This is a genomic window from Nocardiopsis sp. NPDC006139 (genome assembly GCF_040614155.1).
Lineage (GTDB): Bacteria > Actinomycetota > Actinomycetes > Streptosporangiales > Streptosporangiaceae > Nocardiopsis > Nocardiopsis changdeensis.
In genome coordinates, this window is the sequence record NZ_JBEXTT010000008.1 from 126,362 (window position 1) to 145,983 (window position 19,622).

At 74.7% G+C, this 19,622-nt stretch carries 22 protein-coding genes and 1 pseudogene; 13 read left to right on the forward strand and 10 right to left on the reverse strand.

Features of this window, described 5'->3' with window-relative positions:
• Positions 1-79: 79 nt before the first annotated feature.
• Positions 80-709: a GyrI-like domain-containing protein gene (locus ABZ249_RS12940; RefSeq protein WP_355261390.1), complete on the reverse strand. Its 630-nt coding sequence runs from the start codon at positions 707-709 to the stop codon at positions 80-82.
• On the reverse strand, positions 699-1,226 hold the full coding sequence (locus tag ABZ249_RS12945; RefSeq protein WP_355261393.1) for a PadR family transcriptional regulator: 528 nt from the start codon (positions 1,224-1,226) through the stop codon (positions 699-701). Before ABZ249_RS12945 ends, ABZ249_RS12940 begins: the two co-directional genes overlap by 11 nt.
• An 89-nt stretch (positions 1,227-1,315) precedes the next feature.
• Between ABZ249_RS12945 and ABZ249_RS12950 the strand changes: the two genes are divergently transcribed.
• From ABZ249_RS12950 to ABZ249_RS12960, 3 genes and pseudogenes are all read left to right on the forward strand, one after another.
• Complete coding sequence (locus tag ABZ249_RS12950; protein WP_355261396.1) at positions 1,316-2,041, forward strand: Mut7-C RNAse domain-containing protein; 726 nt, start codon at positions 1,316-1,318, stop codon at positions 2,039-2,041.
• Between the two features lie 304 nt (positions 2,042-2,345).
• A pseudogene (locus tag ABZ249_RS12955) lies at positions 2,346-3,335 on the forward strand (histidine kinase); the annotation flags it as partial.
• Positions 3,238-3,543 carry a hypothetical protein gene (locus ABZ249_RS12960; RefSeq protein WP_355261399.1) on the forward strand — a complete coding sequence of 102 codons (306 nt, stop codon included), beginning with the start codon at positions 3,238-3,240 and terminating at the stop codon, positions 3,541-3,543. The pseudogene ABZ249_RS12955 and the gene ABZ249_RS12960, both read left to right, overlap by 98 nt.
• Here the strand turns inward: ABZ249_RS12960 and ABZ249_RS12965 are convergent.
• The gene (locus ABZ249_RS12965) at positions 3,534-5,012 is read right to left on the reverse strand and encodes a serine hydrolase domain-containing protein (RefSeq protein ID WP_355261402.1); all 1,479 of its coding nucleotides are present in this window, start codon (positions 5,010-5,012) and stop codon (positions 3,534-3,536) included. The genes ABZ249_RS12960 and ABZ249_RS12965 overlap by 10 nt on opposite strands.
• 139 nt (positions 5,013-5,151) lie before the next feature.
• Here ABZ249_RS12965 and ABZ249_RS12970 point away from each other — a divergent pair, with 139 nt between their 5' ends.
• The 4 genes from ABZ249_RS12970 (at position 5,152) to ABZ249_RS12985 (ending at position 8,792) form a co-directional block, all read left to right on the forward strand.
• Complete coding sequence (locus tag ABZ249_RS12970) at positions 5,152-5,820, forward strand: response regulator transcription factor (RefSeq protein ID WP_355261405.1); 669 nt, start codon at positions 5,152-5,154, stop codon at positions 5,818-5,820.
• Between the two features lie 60 nt (positions 5,821-5,880).
• On the forward strand, positions 5,881-6,525 hold the full coding sequence (locus ABZ249_RS12975) for a TetR/AcrR family transcriptional regulator (RefSeq protein WP_355261408.1): 645 nt from the start codon (positions 5,881-5,883) through the stop codon (positions 6,523-6,525).
• 84 nt (positions 6,526-6,609) lie between these two features.
• Entirely contained in the window at positions 6,610-7,767 is a 1,158-nt protein-coding gene (locus tag ABZ249_RS12980; protein ID WP_355261411.1) for an alpha-hydroxy-acid oxidizing protein, read from the forward strand.
• Between the two features lie 89 nt (positions 7,768-7,856).
• Complete coding sequence (locus ABZ249_RS12985) at positions 7,857-8,792, forward strand: ribonuclease Z (RefSeq protein WP_355261827.1); 936 nt, start codon at positions 7,857-7,859, stop codon at positions 8,790-8,792.
• 4 nt (positions 8,793-8,796) lie between these two features.
• Here the strand turns inward: ABZ249_RS12985 and ABZ249_RS12990 are convergent, their stop codons facing one another.
• Positions 8,797-9,816: an aminotransferase class V-fold PLP-dependent enzyme gene (locus tag ABZ249_RS12990; RefSeq protein ID WP_355261414.1), complete on the reverse strand. Its 1,020-nt coding sequence runs from the start codon at positions 9,814-9,816 to the stop codon at positions 8,797-8,799.
• 225 nt (positions 9,817-10,041) lie between these two features.
• Between ABZ249_RS12990 and ABZ249_RS12995 the strand changes: the two genes are divergently transcribed.
• Entirely contained in the window at positions 10,042-11,142 is a 1,101-nt protein-coding gene (locus ABZ249_RS12995) for an ABC transporter substrate-binding protein (RefSeq protein WP_355261417.1), read from the forward strand.
• Between the two features lie 24 nt (positions 11,143-11,166).
• On the opposite strand, the gene ABZ249_RS13000 is transcribed toward ABZ249_RS12995, so the two are convergent.
• Together ABZ249_RS13000 and ABZ249_RS13005 are read right to left on the reverse strand one after the other, a co-directional pair.
• Positions 11,167-12,069 carry a DMT family transporter gene (locus tag ABZ249_RS13000; RefSeq protein WP_355261420.1) on the reverse strand — a complete coding sequence of 301 codons (903 nt, stop codon included), beginning with the start codon at positions 12,067-12,069 and terminating at the stop codon, positions 11,167-11,169.
• Positions 12,070-12,078: 9 nt separating this feature from the next.
• The gene (locus tag ABZ249_RS13005; RefSeq protein WP_355261423.1) at positions 12,079-12,780 is read right to left on the reverse strand and encodes a winged helix-turn-helix domain-containing protein; all 702 of its coding nucleotides are present in this window, start codon (positions 12,778-12,780) and stop codon (positions 12,079-12,081) included.
• A 106-nt stretch (positions 12,781-12,886) separates the two neighbouring features.
• Between ABZ249_RS13005 and ABZ249_RS13010 the strand changes: the two genes are divergently transcribed.
• Complete coding sequence (locus ABZ249_RS13010; RefSeq protein WP_355261426.1) at positions 12,887-13,621, forward strand: class I SAM-dependent methyltransferase; 735 nt, start codon at positions 12,887-12,889, stop codon at positions 13,619-13,621.
• On the opposite strand, the gene ABZ249_RS13015 is transcribed toward ABZ249_RS13010, so the two are convergent.
• A complete protein-coding gene (locus ABZ249_RS13015; RefSeq protein ID WP_355261429.1) occupies positions 13,618-14,004 on the reverse strand; it encodes a TIGR03618 family F420-dependent PPOX class oxidoreductase in 387 nt (128 codons plus the stop codon). The genes ABZ249_RS13010 and ABZ249_RS13015 overlap by 4 nt on opposite strands.
• 114 nt (positions 14,005-14,118) lie before the next feature.
• On the opposite strand from ABZ249_RS13015, the gene ABZ249_RS13020 reads away from it, so the two are divergent.
• Positions 14,119-14,736 carry a DUF1707 domain-containing protein gene (locus ABZ249_RS13020; RefSeq protein WP_355261432.1) on the forward strand — a complete coding sequence of 206 codons (618 nt, stop codon included), beginning with the start codon at positions 14,119-14,121 and terminating at the stop codon, positions 14,734-14,736.
• A 60-nt stretch (positions 14,737-14,796) separates the two neighbouring features.
• Here ABZ249_RS13020 and ABZ249_RS13025 read toward each other — a convergent pair whose 3' ends face one another.
• Complete coding sequence (locus ABZ249_RS13025; RefSeq protein ID WP_355261435.1) at positions 14,797-15,102, reverse strand: hypothetical protein; 306 nt, start codon at positions 15,100-15,102, stop codon at positions 14,797-14,799.
• A gap of 106 nt (positions 15,103-15,208) precedes the next feature.
• Between ABZ249_RS13025 and pip the strand changes: the two genes are divergently transcribed.
• A complete protein-coding gene (gene pip / locus ABZ249_RS13030) occupies positions 15,209-16,141 on the forward strand; it encodes a prolyl aminopeptidase (RefSeq protein WP_355261438.1) in 933 nt (310 codons plus the stop codon).
• A gap of 18 nt (positions 16,142-16,159) precedes the next feature.
• Here the strand turns inward: pip and ABZ249_RS13035 are convergent, their stop codons facing one another.
• Together ABZ249_RS13035 and ABZ249_RS13040 are read right to left on the reverse strand one after the other, a co-directional pair.
• Positions 16,160-16,813 carry a response regulator transcription factor gene (locus ABZ249_RS13035; protein WP_220560955.1) on the reverse strand — a complete coding sequence of 218 codons (654 nt, stop codon included), beginning with the start codon at positions 16,811-16,813 and terminating at the stop codon, positions 16,160-16,162.
• Positions 16,813-18,015 (reverse strand): sensor histidine kinase, encoded by a 1,203-nt coding sequence (locus tag ABZ249_RS13040; RefSeq protein ID WP_355261442.1) that lies wholly within the window; start codon positions 18,013-18,015, stop codon positions 16,813-16,815. Before ABZ249_RS13040 ends, ABZ249_RS13035 begins: the two co-directional genes overlap by 1 nt.
• Positions 18,016-18,150: 135 nt before the next feature.
• Between ABZ249_RS13040 and ABZ249_RS13045 the strand changes: the two genes are divergently transcribed.
• Together ABZ249_RS13045 and ABZ249_RS13050 are read left to right on the forward strand one after the other, a co-directional pair.
• A complete protein-coding gene (locus tag ABZ249_RS13045; RefSeq protein WP_220560954.1) occupies positions 18,151-18,471 on the forward strand; it encodes an SHOCT domain-containing protein in 321 nt (106 codons plus the stop codon).
• Between the two features lie 108 nt (positions 18,472-18,579).
• Positions 18,580-19,554, forward strand: a complete 975-nt coding sequence (locus ABZ249_RS13050; protein ID WP_355261446.1) for an adenosine deaminase — start codon at positions 18,580-18,582, stop codon at positions 19,552-19,554.
• Positions 19,555-19,622: the final 68 nt, after the last annotated feature.

The following is a 19,622-nucleotide window of genomic DNA, read 5'->3' on the forward strand; positions in this document are numbered from 1 at the left end:
CGCAGATCATGGTGCCCCGGCCCCGGGAGCGCAACGCCTTGGCCGTACCCGGCCGCGCCCCGCTCCCGGCCGGGAGCGGCTAGGCGCGGTCGCCGTCCTCCACCACGGGCTGGCGCAAGATGGTGCGCAGCCTCTCGGGCGCGGTCCTGCGCAGGTCGCTGAGGTAGATCTCGTGGTGGCGGCCGCCCAGGCGCAGCCCCTGGGAGGGGATGAACTCGCGGTGCATCCGCTCCAGCACCGGGCCCTCCTCGTCGAAGGGGCCCACGTGCAGGGTCTGCACGCACCGGCCCTCGCTCAGCGGCGCGAGCCGCACGTCCTCCAGCCGGGCGGGGGCGTTCTTGGCGCCGGCCTGCGCGACGGCGGCGGCGAACATGTCCTGCCCGGTCCAGTCCGGGACCATGATCATCAGGGTCCAGTCCCACCGCGACTTGTCGCGCGCGGTGGTGAACGCGTCCATGTCGCCCGACCACCACAGGCCCTCCAGGGGCATGACGACGTGGTCGCGGCCCAGCTCCCTCTTGGCGGCGAACTTGAGCTTGTAGGCCACCGGGTACAGCGCCCGGACCGCTTCGGCGAAGGCGGGGGTGTTGGGGTCCCCGTGGCCGTCGATCATCAGGTAGCGCAGCTCGGGCACGTCCAGGACCCGGAAGTGCCCGGCCCGGGCGCTGTAGGAGTCCAGGGTCTTCTTGAAGTCGGTCTTAGCGGTCATCGTGCACCCGGGCCCGCGCTGCGAGCCACGTCCTTTCCGCCTCCATGAGGCTCAGCGAGTAGGAGAACACCTCGCGCGCCGCGCGGGGCAGCGGCTCCTGGGCGTCCTGGGCCGCGCGGGCGGCGGCGATGCGCTCCTCCAGCGCGGCCAGCCGCTCGCCCAGGACTGCGGCGTACTCGGCCGGGGTGAGCAGGTCCAGGTGGGCGATGCCCGCCAGTACCGGGTGGGCGGCGGGGGCCGGGTCGCGCAGGAGGGCGAGCGCCCCCGCCCGGGCGGCCTCGCGCCCGGCACCGGTGGCGTGGAAGACGCGGCGGGACCGGGCGGCGTCCGGGGCCCGGGGGACGTGGACCAGTCCGCGCTTGTGGAGCCGCTCGAGCAGGTAGTAGATCGAGGAGAACCCGATGTCGGTCCAGCGGCGGATGCCGCGCTGCTCGATGACCTGCTCCAGGTCGTATCCGTGGCGGGGGCGCTCCACGACCAGGCCCAGCACGGTCAGTTCTGCGGGTGTCAGCTCCACGCCCCATATTCTAGCACTAGAATAAGCGGGGCCGCCAGCGCCCGGAAAAGGGGAGGTGGGCGGGGCCGGCGCGGTGGCATACTCGGCCGATGGAACCCACCCTGGAACTGCGCTTCGCACCCGAACTACGGTTCTTCCTGGCCCCGCGCCACCGCGGCGGGACCCTGCGGGCGCGCGCCGACTCCACCTCCACCCTGGCCCACGTGGTCCAGTCGCACGGCGTGCCCATGACCGAGGTCGGCACGCTGCTCCTGGACGGGCGCCCCGCCGGGCCCGGCACCATCCCCGCCCCCGGGCAGACCGTGGACGTCCCGCCCCTGCCCCTGCCCCAGGCGGTCCCCTTCCCCTTGCGCTTTCTGCTGGACGTGCACCTGGGCACCCTGGCCCGGCGGCTGCGCCTGCTGGGACTGGACACCGCCTACGACAACGACCGCGACGACCCCTCGCTGTTCCGGCAGGCCAACGCCGAGGAGCGGGTCCTGCTCACGCGCGACCGCGGCCTGCTCTCCCGCGCGGGGCTGCGCGCGGGCGCCCACGTGCGCAACACCCGCCCCGACGAGCAGCTGCGCGAGGTCCTGCACCGGTTCGCCCCCGACCTGGACCCGTGGACGCGCTGCCCGGCCTGCAACGGGGTCCTGGTCCACACCGAGAAGCAGCAGGTGGCCGGCGACCTGCAGGCGGGCACCCGCGCCGCCTACGACGCGTTCGCCCGCTGCCCGGCCTGTGAGCGCGTGTACTGGCCCGGCGCCCACCACTCCCACCTGGCCCGCATCGTGCGCCGGGCCCAGGAGGAGGTCTCGGCCCACCGCGCCTGATGCCCGCCCCGCCCGCGCACCGCGGTCCGGGGCGGGGTCCGCCCGCCCCCGTCTAATAACGTTTCGTTGGAAACGTAACTACTAAAACGTATCCAGTTACGTTGGCCTCCGAGGCGCCCGGAAACCCCGGAATCCTGACTCACGATAAGTGGGCCTTATAATGATGTACATCTTGTATTGCTACATAAGTGGGACAGTGCGGCCGCATAACGTTGGCACCCCCACCCCACCCCGCCCCCGCGGGGTGCGAAAACGCGATGGGTACAGCCACCACTGAACCCAGGGGCGGGGTTAGCGTGAACCCATGACCGAGCACCCCCGCGCCCCCTGGTACGCCGACCCGCGCTGGACCGCCCCCACCGCCCTGGTCTCGGCCCTGCCCGCCCTGTGGGACACACCCCCGGCCGCGGCCGCCCTGGCCGCCGCCACCGGCGTCACCGCCGCCCTCGCCCACCCGCGCACTCCGCTCACCGCCCTGGCCCTGGCCGCCGCGGCCACCACCGTGACCCCCCTGCTGGGAATCCCCACCTGCCTGCTCGCCTACCGCTGCGGCCGCACCGGGACCGCCCTGCACCCGCGCCACCTGGCCGGCGCCGCCGCCCTCACCCTCACTCTGGCCGCGGCCGCCCTCACCGGGGCCGCACCCCTGAGCGCCGACGCCGTCGCCGCCCTGCCCCTGTACGTCGCCCTGCCCTGGGCGGTGGGCGCCCACCGCCGCGCCCTGGACCTGCTGGCCCGCCACCGGCAACAGGAGCAGGAACACCGCGCCCGGCTGCGCGAACGCGCCCGCATCGCCCACGACATGCACGACTCCCTCGGCCACGACCTGGGCCTGCTCGCGGTCCGCGCCGCCGCCCTGGAGGTCGCCCCCGACCCCACCCCCGACCAGGCCCGCGCCGCGGCCGCCGAACTGCGCCGCGGCGCCGCCCGCGCCACCGAACACCTGCGCCAGGTGATCGGCGTCCTGCACCCCCACACCCCCGAGACCACCCCCGCCGACGACCTGCCCGACCTGCTCGACCGGGCCCGCGCCGCCGGCATGGACATCCACACCCACCTGGACCACGACCACGACGCCCCCGACCCGGTGGCCCGCGCCGTCCACCGCATCGTCCAAGAGGCCCTGACCAACGCCGCCCGCCACGCCCCCGACGCCCCGGTCACCGTCCGCGTGCACACCAACACGGACGCCACCGATGTCACCGTCGCCAACACCGCGGCCCGCCGCACCCCCCAGCCCCCCGGCGGCGGCACCGGCCTGGCCGCCGCCCGCGAACGCGCCCGCGCCCTGGGCGGCACCCTGCACGCCGGCCCCCACGGGGACGGGTTCGCCGTGCGCGCCCACCTGCCCCACCACGCCCCCGCCACAGCGCCCCCCGCCGAACAGCCCCCCCACCCCCGCCGCCGACCGGCGCCGCCTACGCCGCGACCTGCTCCTGGCCCTGACGCTCACCCTGGCCCTGACCTGCACCGCCACCCTCGCCCTGGCCGCCTACACCTGACCCGCCCCAGCCCGCGCCCGGGTCCGGGCCCGCCAGCGCACCGCGGCCACCACCACCCCCGACAGGGCGGCCACCGCCAGCCACACCATGGCACCGGCCGGCACCAGGCCCCCCGACAGCACCGCCCACACCGTGCGCGGATGCGCCCCCGAGGCCGCACCCAACACCACCAGCCACACCACCACCCCCGCGGGCACCAGCACCGGCACCGAGGCCACCAGGGCACGCCACCGCGGCCGCACCGCCAGGCGCCCGCCCCAGGCCCGGGCCCGCCGCAACCGCACCGCGCCCACCACCGCGCTGGAGGCGACCCCGGCCCCCAGGGCCAGGTCCAGGTACAGGTTGGCGGGCGGCCGCGGCGCCGGGTCGCGCCCCTGCGCCAGGTCCAGCACCCCGGCGGCCAGGGGGTAGGCGGTGTCCAGGTAGGAGAAGGTGTCGTCCAGCACCGCCACCCCCCACTCCCCATCCGCCGACAGCAGCTGCTGGGCCAGGTGGGAGTACTCGGTGCCGCCGTGCGCCCACCGGCCGTCGTCCAAGAGCCGCCACCCCAGCGTGTAGTCGCCCCCCGCCGTACCGGGGGCGAGCGCCTCTCGCACCGACTCCTCGGACAGGAACACCTCCCCCGACGCGGCCCGGCCCGCACCGGTGTAGGGGGCCAGCCACCGCCCCAGGTCGCGGGCGGTGGAGACCACCTCCCCCGACCCCGTGGACAGGTCCGGCGGAAGCCCGCGCACCGGCCGCATCCCCAGGACGCGCAGGTGCCCCGGCGCCATGCCCTCCACGGCCGCCCCCGCCGGCACCGAGGCGCTGTCCCCCATGCCCAGCGGCGCGAACACCCGATCTTGCAGGGCGTCGGCGAACGGCACCCCGGCCACCTCCTGCACCAGGGCCGCCGCCAACCAGTAGTTGCCGTTGAAGTACCGGTGCGCGGTGCCCGGCTCGGCCGCCAGCCCCATCCCCGACAGGATCCGGACCGCGTCGTCCAAGGACTCCTTGTGCGCACGGTCGGGGGACAGCAGCCCCTGCGAGGCCAACCCGGAGGTCTGCTCCAGCAGGTGGCGCACCGTGATGCGCCGCCCCCGCGGATCGACCGGGTCGAACGCCGGCAGGTGCTCGACCACCGGGTCGTCCAACCCCAACAACCCCTCCTCCACCAGCCGCAGGACCGCCGCCGCCGTCATCGACTTGGACAGCGACGCCACCGGCATCACACTGTCCGCGCTCACCGGCCGCCCCAGCGCATCACGCCCGTACCCGGCGGCGTGCACCACCCGCCCCCGGTGCACCACCACGACCGCGACCCCGCCCAGCCCCTGCCGCTCCCGGAACTCCTCCACATGGGCGTCGATCCGCCCGCCCAGCCCCGCCGGCACCTCCCCCTCCCGTCCCGCCGCCGGAACGGCGCACATCAGCAACGCCACCACCGCCGACACCACCACGACCACGCGCACACCCGCCTCGGCAACCATGGGACCGAACCTAGGCCCGGGCCGACGGCCGCCGCCTGGGCCCCGAGAGGGGGAGCACCCCCCACTTTCGGGGGAGACGCCCGCCCCGCCCCGGCCCGCTACCCTTCCCCACAAAGGGAAACGGGAAAGGGGGGGAGGGATGGACCGGATCCGGGTCCTGCTGGCCGACGACGACGCCCTCATGCGCGCCGGACTGCGCGCCATCTTGGCCGCCGACCCGCACCTGGAGGTGGTCGCCGAGGCCGCCGACGGCGACCAGGCCCTGCACCGGTGCCTGCGCCACCGCCCCGACCTGGCCCTGCTGGACGTGCGCATGCCCGGCACCGACGGCCTGGCCGCCGCCCGCCGCATCCGCGCCCGCCTCCCCGGCACCGCCGTCGTCATGCTCACCCTCTTCGGCGAGGACGAGAACATCGACGCCGCCCTGGACATCGGCGTGGACGGGTTCGTCCTCAAGACCGGCGACCCCGCCGACCTGCTCGCCGCCCTGCGCGCGGCCGCCACCGGCGCCGCGTTCCTGTCCCCGCCGGTGGCCCGCCGCGTCCTGCACCGCCACTACGGCCCCCGCACCCGCCAACAGGAACGCGACCGCGACCGGATCCGGGCCCTGACCCCCCGCGAACGCCAGGTCCTGGCCCTGGTCGGACACGGCGAGACCGACCGGGACATCGCCCGCCTGCTCGACGTGGCGCCCAGCACCGTCAAAACCCACCTGGACTCCCTGCGCCTGCGCCTGGGCGTCCACGGCCGGGTCCACCTGGCCCTCATCGCCCACCGCGCCGGCCTCACCACGAACCCCTCCCCCTGAACACCCCGCACACCGGCCGGACACGACACCGCCCCCGCAAGGAGCGCTACCGTGAAGCCCATGACACGACCCCGGGTGGAACTGGTGCGCCCCTGGCGGGGCATGACCCCCGACGAACGCCAACAGGCCCGGCGCCGCCGCCTGCTGGACGCCGCCCTGGAGGAGTTCGCCACCACCGGCTTCCGCGCCGCCACCGTCGGCGCGATCTGCGCCCGCGCCCACCTCACCAACCGCTACTTCTACGAGCACTTCGCCGACCGCGAGGCCGCCCTGCGCGCCCTGTACGACGAACTCCTGGACCGGGCCCTGACCGCCATGACCACCGCCCTGGACACCCGGCAGGACTTCGAGGACCAGGTCATGGCAGCCCTGGGCGCCTACCTCGACTACGTCATGGCCGACCCGCGCCGGGTCCGCATCATCTCCGTGGAGAGCGTGGGCGTCAGCCCCGCCATGGAGGAGCGCCGCCGCACCGCCCGCCACACCATCGCCGGCCTGGTCGACGCCGCCTACGCCCGCGGCGCGGCCCGCGGCCGCCTGGTGGAGCGCCCCTTCCGCAAACAGGCCCTGGCCCTGGTCGGGGCCGCCAACGAACTGGTCGTCGACTGGGTCCTGGGCGACCGCACCCAAGACGCCGACCGCGTGCGCGCCGACATCGCCGAGGTGTTCCTGCCGCTGCTGCGCTCACGCCGCACCACCCCCTGACCGCCCCGCACCCACTCTTGACACACCCACATGTCAACTTGCATGGTGTGAACCACACCACACCCCCTGTGCGAGGACCCCACCATGAACCCCCGCTACGGCGACTACCAGCTCGAGATCTACCTCAACGGCCTCACCGGCGTCCTCCCCGACCACCCCATGACCTTCACCGACCTCGCCGAACGCGCCCGCCACGCCCTACCCCCCTCCCTGTGGTCCTACGTCGCCGGCGGCGCCGGCGACGAACACACCCAGGACGCCAACACCCGCGCCTTCAACGACTGGGGCCTGTACCCCCGCATGTTCGTCGGCGCCGCCCAACGCGACCTGTCCGTGGACCTGTGCGGCATCCCCCTGCCCTCACCCCTGCTCATGGCCCCCGTCGGCGTCATCGGCCTGTGCTCCCAGGACCACCACGGCGACATCGCCACCGCCCAAGCAGCCGCCACCACCGGCGTACCGATGATCGCCTCCACCCTCACCCAGGACCCCATGGAACAGGTCACCCCCCACCTGGGCGACACCCCCGGCCTCTTCCAGCTCTACACCCCCACCGACCGCGACCTCGCCGCCAGCCTCGTCCACCGCGCCGAACAAACCGGATTCCGCGCCATCGTCGTCACCCTGGACACCTGGATCACCGGCTGGCGCCCCCGCGACCTGGCCACCGCCAACTTCCCCCAACTACGCGGCCACTGCCTGGCCAACTACACCTCCGACCCCGTCTTCCAAAAAATCGTCGGCCCCGACCCCACCCCCGACCAGGTGGTCGCCACCTGGGCCGGACTCTTCGGCAACCCCCTCACCTGGGACGACCTGCCCTGGCTGCGCTCCCTCACCGACCTGCCGCTCATCGTCAAGGGCATCTGCCACCCCGACGACGCCCGCCGCGCCGCCGACGCCGGCGTCGACGCCATCTACTGCTCCAACCACGGCGGCCGCCAGGCCAACGGCGGCATCCCCGCCCTGCGCTGCCTGCCCGCCGTGGCCGCCGCCACCGACCTGCCCGTCATCTTCGACTCCGGGATCCGCTCGGGCACCGACATCGTCAAAGCCCTCGCCCTGGGCGCCACCGCCGTCGCCGTGGGCCGCCCCTACGCCTACGCCCTGGCCGCCGGCGGCGTCCCCGGCCTCGTCCACACCCTGCGCGCCCTCCTGGCCGAAGCCGACCTGCTCATGGCCGTCAACGGCTACCCCACCCCGGCCGACCTCACCCCCCAGGCCCTCGAACACCTGCGCTGACCCCCGGCCACGGCGGCGACCACCGCCGTGGCCGGGCACACGCGAAAAAACACGCGCCCCCACCCCCAGGCCGTGACAGGATGCACCCCATGTCGGCACGAGAACTCACCGTCCTGGGCACCTCCAGCGCGGTCCCCACCCCACGGCGCAACCACAACGGCTACTTCCTGCGCTGGGACACCCACGGCATCCTCTTCGACCCCGGAGAAGGCACCCAACGCCAGATGCGCACCGCGGGCCTGTCCGCCACCGACATCACCCGCATCTGCATCACCCACTTCCACGGCGACCACAGCCTGGGCCTGCCCGGCATCATCCAGCGCATCGCCCGCGACCAGGTCCCCCACCCCGTCCCCGTCGCCCACCCCGCCGCCGGCGCCGACCACTTCGAACGGCTGCGCCACGCCACCGCCTTCCACGACACCGCCCGCATCGTCCCCCAACCCGTCTCCGGGGACGGCACCAGCCTCCCAGGGGAGTCCGACCTGCACATCACCGCGCTACCGCTGACCCACTCCCTGCCCTGCTACGGGTACCGCATCGCCGAACCCGACGGCTGGCGCATGCTCCCCGACCGACTCGCCGCCCACAACATCACCGGCCCCCTCATCGGAGAACTGCACCGGCAGGGACACGTCACCGCCCCCGACGGCCACCGCGTCGAACTGGCCGACTGCGCCCGACCCCGCCCCGGACAGGTCATGGCGTTCGTCATGGACACCGCCCCCTGCCCCCAGGCCGTCGAACTCGCCCGCGGCGCCGACCTGCTCGTCATCGAATCCACCTACCTGGACTCCGAAGAACACCTCGCCGCACCCTACGGCCACCTCACCGCCCGCCAGGCAGGCCGCATCGCCGCCCAGGCCGGCGCCCGCTCGGTGGTCCTCACCCACATCTCCGAACGCTACGACGCCGACCAGGACCCCCTCTTCACCGCCCAGGCCGCCCAGGAGTACGACGGCCCCCTCACCCTCGCCCACGACCTGGACCGCATCCCCGTCCCCGCCCGCGCCCGCGCCCACTGACCGCCTACACCAGCGCGCCGGCGGCCCGGTCCACGTCCTCCTCGGTGTTGTACAGGTGGAACGACAACCGGGTACGCCCCGCCCGCACCGTCGTCACCACCCCCGCCGCCGCCAGACGCTCATACGCCCCCGGCACGTCCACCGACACGATCGCCGACCCGCCCGGCCCCCACCCCAACCGGGCCCGGAACCGGTCCGCCAACCCCACGTTGTGGGCGTGCACCCTGTCCACCCCCACCCCCAGCAGCACCTCCAACGACGCCACCGCCGCGGTGTGCGCCACCCAGTTCGGCGAGGTGTCGAACCGGCGCGCCCCCGCCGCCGGCACGAACCGGTCCGCGAACAGATCCGCCGGATCCGCCGCCGCGGCCGGCCCCGCACCCGGCACCACCCCCATACGCTCCTGCACCGCCGGCGCCAGGTAGGCGTACCCCAGCCCGCGCGGCGTCATCAACCACTTGTAGGCGGCCCCCACCAGCACGTCGAACCCCGACGCGTCCAACGGCAACCACCCGGCCGCCTGCGTGGCATCCCCCACCACCAGCGCACCCGCCCCCCGGGCGGCCGCCACGACCTCGGCCACCGGCGCCACCGCACCCGTCCCCGGGTGCACCACACTGAACGCGACCGCCTCACACCCCTCACCGACGGCCTCCGCCAACCGGCCCAGGGGCACCGAGCGCACCCGCACCCCCCGCGCCTGGAACGGGAACAGCACCGACGCGAACTCCCCCTCGGGCACCACCACCCGCGCCGACCCCGGCAGGGACGCCGCCACCGTGCCCAACAGCTGCGAGGCGGCCGCACCCAACGCGACGTCACCCCCGGGCACACCCAACAGGGCGCCCAGGCGCCGGCGGGCCTCCCCGGTGGTGCGCCCCCACCGGGCCGGATCACCCGTACCCGCCGCACAGGAGTCGAGGTACTCGGCCAGCGCGGCCCGGGTGGTGGCGGGCAGCACCCCGTACTGGGCGGTGTTCAACCAGACGGTGTCGGTGTTCCACAAGTGGCGCAGATCGTCCATCCCCCCGTCCTACCACCCGCCCCCGCACCCGACCGACGCCAGGGCCCGCCCCAGGGCGCGCTCGGCGATGCCCGCCATCACCCCCCGGTCCGGCACCGCAACGGCCCACCGACAAGGGGAAGCGCACATCATGCCATCCGATAACCGGTTGTCCACCCCCGAAGGCCACCGGTGTAATGACCGCACACGGCCACCCCGGCCCCCGGCAACGAAAGACACCCCCGGATGAACACACCCGCCGCACCCCACGACCCCACCGCACCGGTGCTCATCGGCGCCCTGGCCCCCCTGACCCCGCCCGGCTGGGTCGACGCCGGCCACCACCTCCTCACCGGACTCCAGGCCGCCGCCGACCACGTCAACGCCACCGGCGGCATCCACGGCCGCCCCCTGCGCCTCCTCGTCCGCGACACCGCCGCCGACCCCGACCGCGCCGCGGCCGCCGTCGACGAACTCGCCGACCTGGGCGCCAGCGCCCTGGCAGGGGAGTACCACAGCGTCGTCGCCCGCACCGCCGCCGCCCGCGCCCACCACCGGGCCCTGCCCTTCCTGTGCTCCTCCGCGGTCCTGGACACCCTCACCGACCACCCCTCACCCTGGATCGCCCGCCTGGCCCCCGCCCAATCCCACGGCTGGCGCACCTACGCCGACTTCCTCCTGGCCCGAGGCCACCACCGCATCGCCGTCACCGCCCAACCCAGCGCCTACTGGCAGGCCGGCACCCGCATCCTGCACGACCACCTCACCCCCCGCGGTGCCACCCTGACCACCCTGGACGCCGACCCCCACCACCCCCGAGCCGTCTGCGACGCCCTGGCCCACCACCGCGCCACCGCCCTGCTGATCCTGACCGGCGTCCCCGAACCCGCCCTCCCCCTCGTCACCGCCCTACGCCGCGACCCCCGCCTGACCGGCCTGCTCATCGGCGCCCCCGCCGGCCAACCCGAACTGCCCACCTGGACCGACCGGCTCGGCCCCGACGGCGCACAGATCCCCTTCCTGAGCTACCTGCCCCCCACCCTGGACCCCGCCGCCGAACAGGTCCGCACCACCCTGCGCCGACGCCTGGGCCGAGAACCCTCCTTCGTCGCCTACGAAGGCCACGACACCATCACCGTCCTGGCCCACGCCCTACGCGAACACGGCACCGACCGCACCGCCCTCGCCCACGCCTGGCCCCGCCTGGACGTCCAGGGCACCCGCGGCCGCATCCGCTTCACCCCCGCCGCCGGCACCGGCCCGCACCAGTGGCAGTGGGCACCGGTCCAGGTCGTGGACCGCGACCCCCACCACCCCGACCGCCTGCGCGTCCTGCACCAGGGCTGACACCCACCGGGCCCGGACCCCCGCTCACCGGGGCGCCGGGCCCGGCCCCGCGACCACCGTCGGCCGCCGCCGCGACACCCCCACCCCCACCAGGCACAGCACCCCGCCCACCAGGGCCCCCGCCGTGGGCACCTCCCCCAACAGCACCCACGACAACACCACCACCAGAACCGGCACCAGATACGTGACCGCACCCAGACGGGAGGCGTCCATACGCGCCAGGGCGTACCCCCACGTCGTGAACGCCACCGCCGTCGGGAACACCCCCAGGTACACCACGTTCGCACCCGCCCACCACGGCGCCGCCGCGGCCTCGGCCACCAGCACCGGCGCGAACGGCAGACACGCCACAGCCCCCACCACGCACCCCCACCCCGACACCTGCAACGGGCTCGCGTACGCCAACGCCGGCTTCTGCGCCACCACCCCGACCGCATAGGTCACCGCCGCCACCAGGCACAGCACCACACCCGTCCACGTCACATGCCCGGGCCCGGCCGTGGCCACCCCCACCACCGCCGCCCCCGCGAACGCCACCGCACCGCCCGCCACCAGCCACACCGACAACCGCTCACCCAGCCACGCCACACCGAGCAGGGCGATCAGCACCGGCCCGACGTTCACCAGCAGCGCCGCGGTCCCGGCGTCGACCTCCCGCTCACCCCAGTTCAACGCCACCATGTACACGCCGAACCACAACAGCCCCGAGCACACGATCCCCGGCCACGCCGCCCGCACCGGCCACCCCGACCGGGTCACCGCCAACAGAACACCGAGCACCACCGCCCCGGCCAGCAACCGCCCCAGGGCCAACGCCCCCGGCGAGAAGAACCCGCCGGTCACCCGGATGGACACGAACGCCGACGCCCACAGGACGACGGTCACCCCGGCCGCCACCACGGCCAGGACAGGAACACGAGAAGTCATGCGGCGACCCTAGAGGCCGGACACTTCGCCCCCCACCGAAACATCCAGCACCTCACCCCACGCCCGCCGCCCCTCCCGCGTCACCCGCACCGCCCGCGAGGACCCCACCCGCTCACACCACCCCGCGGCGAACGCGTGCGCGCACAGCACCGCCCCGGCCGCCCCCGCCACATGGTGGCGCCGCTCGGTCCAGTCCAGGCACGCCCGCGCCAACGGCCGCCGCCCCCGCTCCGGCAGCGGCGCACCCAGCTCCGCGAACCACTCCCGGCCCCGACCGGTCACCCCCAGGTCGGCCGTGAGCAGCCCCCGCCCCACCATCGCCTCGGCCACCGCACACCCCAGCGCACCCGCCAGATGGTCGTAACACGTACGCGCCCGCGCCAACGCGTCCCGCACACGGTGGGCGCGCAGCGTCGGCGCCACCGTCGCGGCGGGCGCCGCCCGCGCCGCCAACGCCTCCACCAGGGCCGCGATCCCCTCATCGGCCAAGGCCACATACCGGTGCCGCCCCTGCCGGCGCTCCACCAGCACCCCGCCGCCGACCAACCGCCCCAGGTGCGCGCTCATCGTCGAAGCGCCCACACCCGTGTGCCGGCACAGCTCGGACGCCGTCCAGGCCCGCCCGTCCGCCAACGCCAGGCACACCCCCGCCCGGGTCGGATCCGCCAACAGGGCCGCCAACGCGGCCGTCTCGTACGCATGAGAGGACATACCACCAGCATCCCACCACCACACTTCGCCCACCGACGAACCGTCAACGCAGCCCAGGCGAAAAAACCCGGTGCGCGCCCACCCGCCGCCCCGGGATACTCCGCCCATGCACAACCCCTACGACGACCCCGCCGTCGCCGCCCTCTACGACACCTTCAACCCCTGGGCGCCCTGCGACGACTTCTACCTCGACCTCGTCATGGACGCCCCCGCCGCCCTGGACGTGGGCTGCGGCACCGGCCTGCTCCTGCGCACCGCCCGCGCCCACGGCCACACCGGCCACCTGGTCGGACTCGACCCCGCCGACGCCATGCTCGACATCGCCCGCTCCCACACCCGCGACGTCCACTGGACCCGCGGAGACCTGGCCACCCACACCTGGAACGGCGGATTCGACCTGGTCACCATGACCGGCCACGCCTTCCAGGAACTGCTCACCGACACCGCCACCGTCCAGGCCCTGACCGCCATGCGCACCGCCCTGAACCCCGGCGGCCTCATCGCCTTCGAAACCCGCAACATCACCGCCCGCGCCTGGGAGCGGTGGACCCCCGACCACCCCTGGACCGGCACCCTGCCCGACGGCCGCACCGTCACCGACACCCACGACGCCCGCCCCATCACCCCCCAGGGGCTGGTGACGTTCACCTCCACCACCACCGACGCCGACGGCCACGAGATCCTGTCCACCGTCAGCACCCTGCGGTTCCTGACCACCGACCACCTGGACACCCTGCTGGCCGCCGCCGGACTCACCGTCGCCGAACGCCACGGCACCTGGGACCGCACCCCCCTGACCCCCGCCTCACCGGAGGTCATCACCCTGGCCCGCCCCGCCTAGTCCGGGCGCACGTTCCCCAACACCCTCTCCACGGTGACCTCGATGACCACCCGGGCCGGGTTGGGCCGCGGCTCCCGGTACCGGTCCGCGTACCGGCGCACCGCCTCGGCCACCCGCTCGGGGTCATCGGACACCACCGCCGGACCCTCCACCGTGCACCAGCGCCGCCCCTGCACCTGCGACACCGACACCCGCACCCCCGGGTGCGCGGCCAGGTTGCGGGCCTTGAAACTGGCCCCGTCGCAGATCACCCGCACCACACCCAGGTCGGCGTCATAGGTCGCCCCCACCGGCACCTGGTGGATCGACCCGTCCGGACGCGGCGAGGCCAGCATGCACAACCGGTGCTCACCCCAGAACTCCACGAACCCGCTCTCACCCACACGAACCCCCTCCGATCGCAGGAGCCCAGGATCCCACGCCCCCGCCCCCACCCCCCACCAGGGCCCCTACACCCCGCCGGGCCCGCACCGGCCGCCCCCTATACCCTTACCGGCGTGAACGACCACCACCCCCACCCCGACCCCGCAGGGCGGATGCGCGCCTCCCACCACGACCGCGACACGGTCGTCGAACGCCTACGCGACGCGGCCGCCGAAGGACGCCTGGACCCCGACGAATTCGACGAACGCCTCGAACGGGCCCTGACCGCCAAAACCCACGCCGACCTGAACGCCCTCACCGCCGACCTGCCCGCACCCCAGGCCGCCCTCCAACAAGCCGCCGAACAACAGCGGCCGCCCCTGATCGTCCAAGGCGGCATCAGCGGCGCCACCCTCGGCCCCAACCGCTGGCAGGCCCCCGCCCACATCACCGCCCACGGCGGCCTGGGCGGCGCCACCCTCGACTTCAGCCGCGTCCAGAGCCACCTGCCCGAAATCCACGTGGAAGCCCACGGCGACACCTCCGGCGTCACCATCGTCATCCCCGACGGCTGGGCCGCCGACACCGCAGGCATCGACCCCGGCATCGGCGGCCTCAAGGACAAGACCACCCCCGACCGCCACCCCGGCACCCCCCTGATCCGCCTCACCGGAACCGGCGGCCTCGGCGGCGTCCACATCCGCCACCCCAACCGCAGAGAACGCCGCAAACTCGACACCGACCCCGCCTGACACCACCCGCGGCCCGCCCCCCACCCCGGACGGCGGGCCGACCCGCACCACCGGGCGGGCTCACCCCAACGCACCCCGCGCCGCACGGTGCCGCAACCGGATCCGCACCGCCCGCTGCGCCCCCGCATCCAACACCCCCACCACCCCCACCACCTCAGCGACCTGCACCAACGCCTCCGAAGCCCCCTCCACCCCCGCCACCAGCACCACCAACCGCGCCAACCCCCGCGCGTCCACGAACTCCCCCACCGGAGTCCCCGCCAACACCCCCACCAGCACCCGCTCGGCCACCACCGGATCCACCTCACCGGCCCCCACCAGCACCCGCACCGCCTCACCCAGCGTCCGCACCCGCTCCACCACCACGACCCCTCCCCGCCCCCCACCGGGAGGCACCCGCCGGCACGCACCCCGCGCCCGCCCCCACTCCTCTCGAACACCACCCCCGCCCCCCACCCCGAGGGAGCCCCCCATGACCGCCCCCCGCACCCACGGCCACCTCCCCGTCACCGACCACAACACCCTCTACTGGGAAGAACACGGCACCCCCCACGGCACCCCCTGCCTCGTCCTGCACGGCGGCCCCGGCTCCAGCGCCCACCCCGGCCTCGTCCACCTCTTCGACACCACCCGCCACCGCGTCATCCTCTTCGACCAACGCGGCGCCGGCCGCTCCACCCCCGACGCCGGACTCCCCACCACCGACCTGGCCACCAACACCACCGCCCACCTCATCGACGACATCGAAGCCCTGCGCACCGCCCGCGGCATCGACTCCTGGCTCGTCACCGGCACCTCCTGGGGCACCACCCTGGGCCTGGCCTACGCCCAAGCCCACCCCGACCGGGTCCGCGCCCTGGTCCTGATCGCCGTCACCACCACCTCACCCACCGAGGTGCACTGGCTCACCCACGCCATGGGCCGCGTCTTCCCCGAACAATGGGAGGCCTTCCGCGACGCCGCCGGCCCCGACGCCGACCCCCACCGCCTCCCCGCCGCCTACGCCCGCCTCCTGGCCCACCCCGACCCCGCCGTACGCGCCGACGCCGCCCGCGCCTGGTGCCGCTGGGAGGACACCCACATGGCCACCACCAACGCCTTCACCCCGTTCCTGTCCACCCGCCCCCTGGACTTCCAGCTCCGCTTCGCCCGCCTGGTCACCCACTACTGGGCCGCCCACGCCTTCCTGCCCGAACACCACCTCCTCCACAACATGCACCGCATCGCCCACCTGCCCGGCGCCCTCGTCCACGGCCGCCTCGACATCAGCGGCCCCGCCGACACCGCCTGGCACCTCGCCCGCCACTGGCCCGCCGCCACCCTGCACATCATCGAAGGCGCCGGACACACCGACCCGGCCCTGCACACCGCCGGCGCCGCCGCCATCACCCGCCTCACCCCCTGACCCCCAAGGGGGAGGCGTTCACCGCACCAGCCCCGCCCGGAACGCGAACACCACCAGCTGCGCCCGGTCCCGCGCCCCCAACTTCACCATCGCCCGCGACACATGCGTACGCGCCGTGGCGGGGGAGACCACCAACCGGCCCGCGATCTCCTCATTACTGAGCCCCTCACCCACCAACCCCACCACCTCCCGCTCCCGCTCCGTCAACACCCCCACATCCACCACCGGCCCCACCGCCGGCCGCGACGACGTGAACGCCGCCACCACCCGCCGCGTCACCGACGGCGACAACAACGCCTCCCCCCGCGCCGCCACCCGCACCGCCTCCAACAACACCCCCGGATCGGCGTCCTTGACCACGAACCCCGACGCCCCCGCCCGCAACGCCTCGAACACGTACTCGTCCAGCTCGAACGTCGTCAACACCACCACCCGCACCCCCGCCAACCCCTCATCGGCACTGATCTCCCGCAACGCCGCCAACCCGTCCATGACCGGCATCCGCACGTCCATCAGCACCACATCGGGCACCACCGCCCGCACCACCTCCACCGCCCGCGCCCCGTCGGCGGCCTCACCCACCAGCTCCAGGTCCTCCTCCGCCTCGATCAGCACCCCCAACCCCATCCGCACCAGCGCCTGGTCATCGGCCACCACCACCCGCACCGCCATCACACGACCCCTTCCACCGGAACCCGCACCCGCACCACGAACCCGCCACCATCCCCCGGCCCGGCCGCCAACTCCCCGCCCACACCCCGGGCCCGCTCCCGCATCCCCGCGATCCCCGCACCCTCCACCCACCCCGCACCCGGCCCCGCACCGGTGTCGGCCACCACAAGCCGCACCCACCCCGCCTCGAAGGCCACCTCCACCCGCGCCACCGCACCCGCCCCCGCATGGCGCAGCACATTCGTCAACGCCTCCTGGGCGATCCGCAGCAACGCGTGGTCCACCGCCCCCGGCAGCACCACCGCATCCCCCGACCGCTCCACCTCCACCGCCAACCCCGCCCGACCCATCTCCTCCACCACACCCTCCAACCGGTCCAGCCCCGCCACCGGCTCCAACGCCGCACCCTCCTCGCCGCGGAACACCGCCAACGTGCGCCGCAGCTCCTCCAACGCCGACCGGCTGCTGTCCCGGATCGCCGCCAACGCCACCGCCGCCTGCTCCGGCCGCCGATCCACCACGTGCAGCGCCACCCCCGCCTGCATACTGATCACCGACAGGCTGTGCCCCACCAGGTCGTGCACCTCCCGGGCGATCCGCAACCGCTCCTCGTACCGGTGCCGGGCCACCTCCGCCTCCCGCTCACGCGCCCGCCCCTGCCGACGCGCCCGCACGAACACCCCCGCCCCCGCCCAGGGCGCCGCCACCCCCACCGCCACCGCAAGCGCCGCCCACAACGACCCGTCCACCAGACCCCACCACGGCTCACCCACCCGGGAGAGCACCCCCACCCCCAGGACAGAGGGCAGCGCCCAGCCCAGGAACCGGACCGGCTCCATCCGGATCGCGGCGGAGAACACCACCAGGGCACCCATCACCACCACGACCGGGTTCACCACCCCGCCGCCCACCAGAACCGCACCCGCCCCCGCACCGGCCGCCACCAGAGCCGCCGCAGGGCGCACCCGCCGCACCGCCACCGCCACCACCAGCAGGGCCACCCCGGCCCACACCCCCCACCCCAGCGACACCTGGCCCCACTCCGGGCCCGGCCCGCCCGCCCACGGCGGCCCACCCCGCCCCGGCCCCTCCCCACCGGCCGTGTGCCCGAACGCCACCTGGGCGCGCACCGCCACCACCGCCACCGCACCCAGCACCACACCCAGCCCGGCATCGACCGCGACCGTCCGCACACTCCTCATGCCACCGACCCTAGGCTCCCCGCCCCCACCCCGCATCGCCCCCACGGCGCAGCCCCGCCTACGCCCACCGACGTACACACGAAGCCGCCCCAGGGGCGATGCCCGCGACCACCCGCCCCGCCCACAGTGGAAACCATGAACACCGCAACCGCCGCCATCACCGACCTGGCCGGCCACCCCCCGTGGGGGGACGGACCGCCGCCCTTCGCACCCCTGGGAGCACTCATGTTCTGCCTGCTGCTCGCCGCCGCCGCACTGGCCGCGTTCGTCCTCATCCGCCGCCGCGGCGGCGGCCCGCCCCCCTGGGCCGCCGGCCCCCGACCCGCCCCGCCCGAGTACGAGGCCCGCCGCACCCTCGCCGACCGGTTCGCCCGCGGCGACATCACCGTCGAGGAGTTCATGGAACGCGCCAGCGCCCTGAACTGGAACCCCGGACACGACGACACCAAGAAGTGACCCACCCACCGGCGCCCGCGACCCGCCAGGTCACGGGCGCCCCGCTGTGCCCACCCCGACACCACAAAACGGACAGACCACGATCAGCGGTGCGCCACCATGGTCTGCATGCCACTTCCCAAAGCCGAACTCCACCTGCACATCGAAGGCACCCTCGAACCCGAACTCGCCTTCACCCTCGCCCGCCGCAACAACATCACCCTGCCCTACACCACCGTCGACGAGCTCCGCTCCGCCTACGAGTTCACCGACCTGCAGTCCTTCCTGGACCTGTACTACGCCCTCACCGACGTCCTGCGCACCGAGGCCGACTTCACCGACCTCACCCGCGCCTACCTCGCCCGCGCCGCCGCCCAGGGCGTCCGCCACGCCGAGATCTTCTTCGACCCCCAGGCCCACACCGCCCGCGGCATCCCCCTGGACACCGTCATCGGCGGCATCACCGCCGCCCTGGACACCGCCCGAGCCGACCACGGCATCAGCACCCACCTGATCATGTGCTTCCTGCGCGACCGCCCCGCCGCCGAGGCCATGGACACCCTGAACGCCGCCCGCCCCCACCTGGACCGCATCATCGGCGTCGGCCTGGACTCCGCCGAGGTCGGCCACCCCCCGAACGACTTCGCCCACGTCTTCGCCGCCGCACGCGACCTGGGGCTGCGCCTGGTCGCCCACGCCGGCGAGGAGGGCCCACCCGACTACATCCGCCAGGCCCTGGACCTGGGGGCGGAGCGCATCGACCACGGCATCCGCTGCCTGGAGGACCCCGACCTGGTCGCCCGCCTGGCCGCCGCCCGCACCCCCCTCACCGTGTGCCCGATGTCCAACGTGCGCCTGCGCGCCGTGGACACCATGGCCGACCACCCCCTGCCCGCCCTCATGGACGCCGGCCTGCTGGTCACCGTCAACTCCGACGACCCCGCCTACTTCGGCGGCTACGTCGACGACAACTACCGGGCCCTGGCCGAACACCTGCACCTCACCCGAGAGCAGCTGCGCACCCTGGCCCGCAACTCCTTCGAGGCGTCATTCCTGCCCGCCGACCGCATCAAGGAGCTCATCGCCCTCGTCGACGCCCACTGACACGAGAGGGGCGTGGCGCGGGGCCTCCCGACCGCACCGCTTCCCGTGTCCCGGCCCCCGCAGGCCGG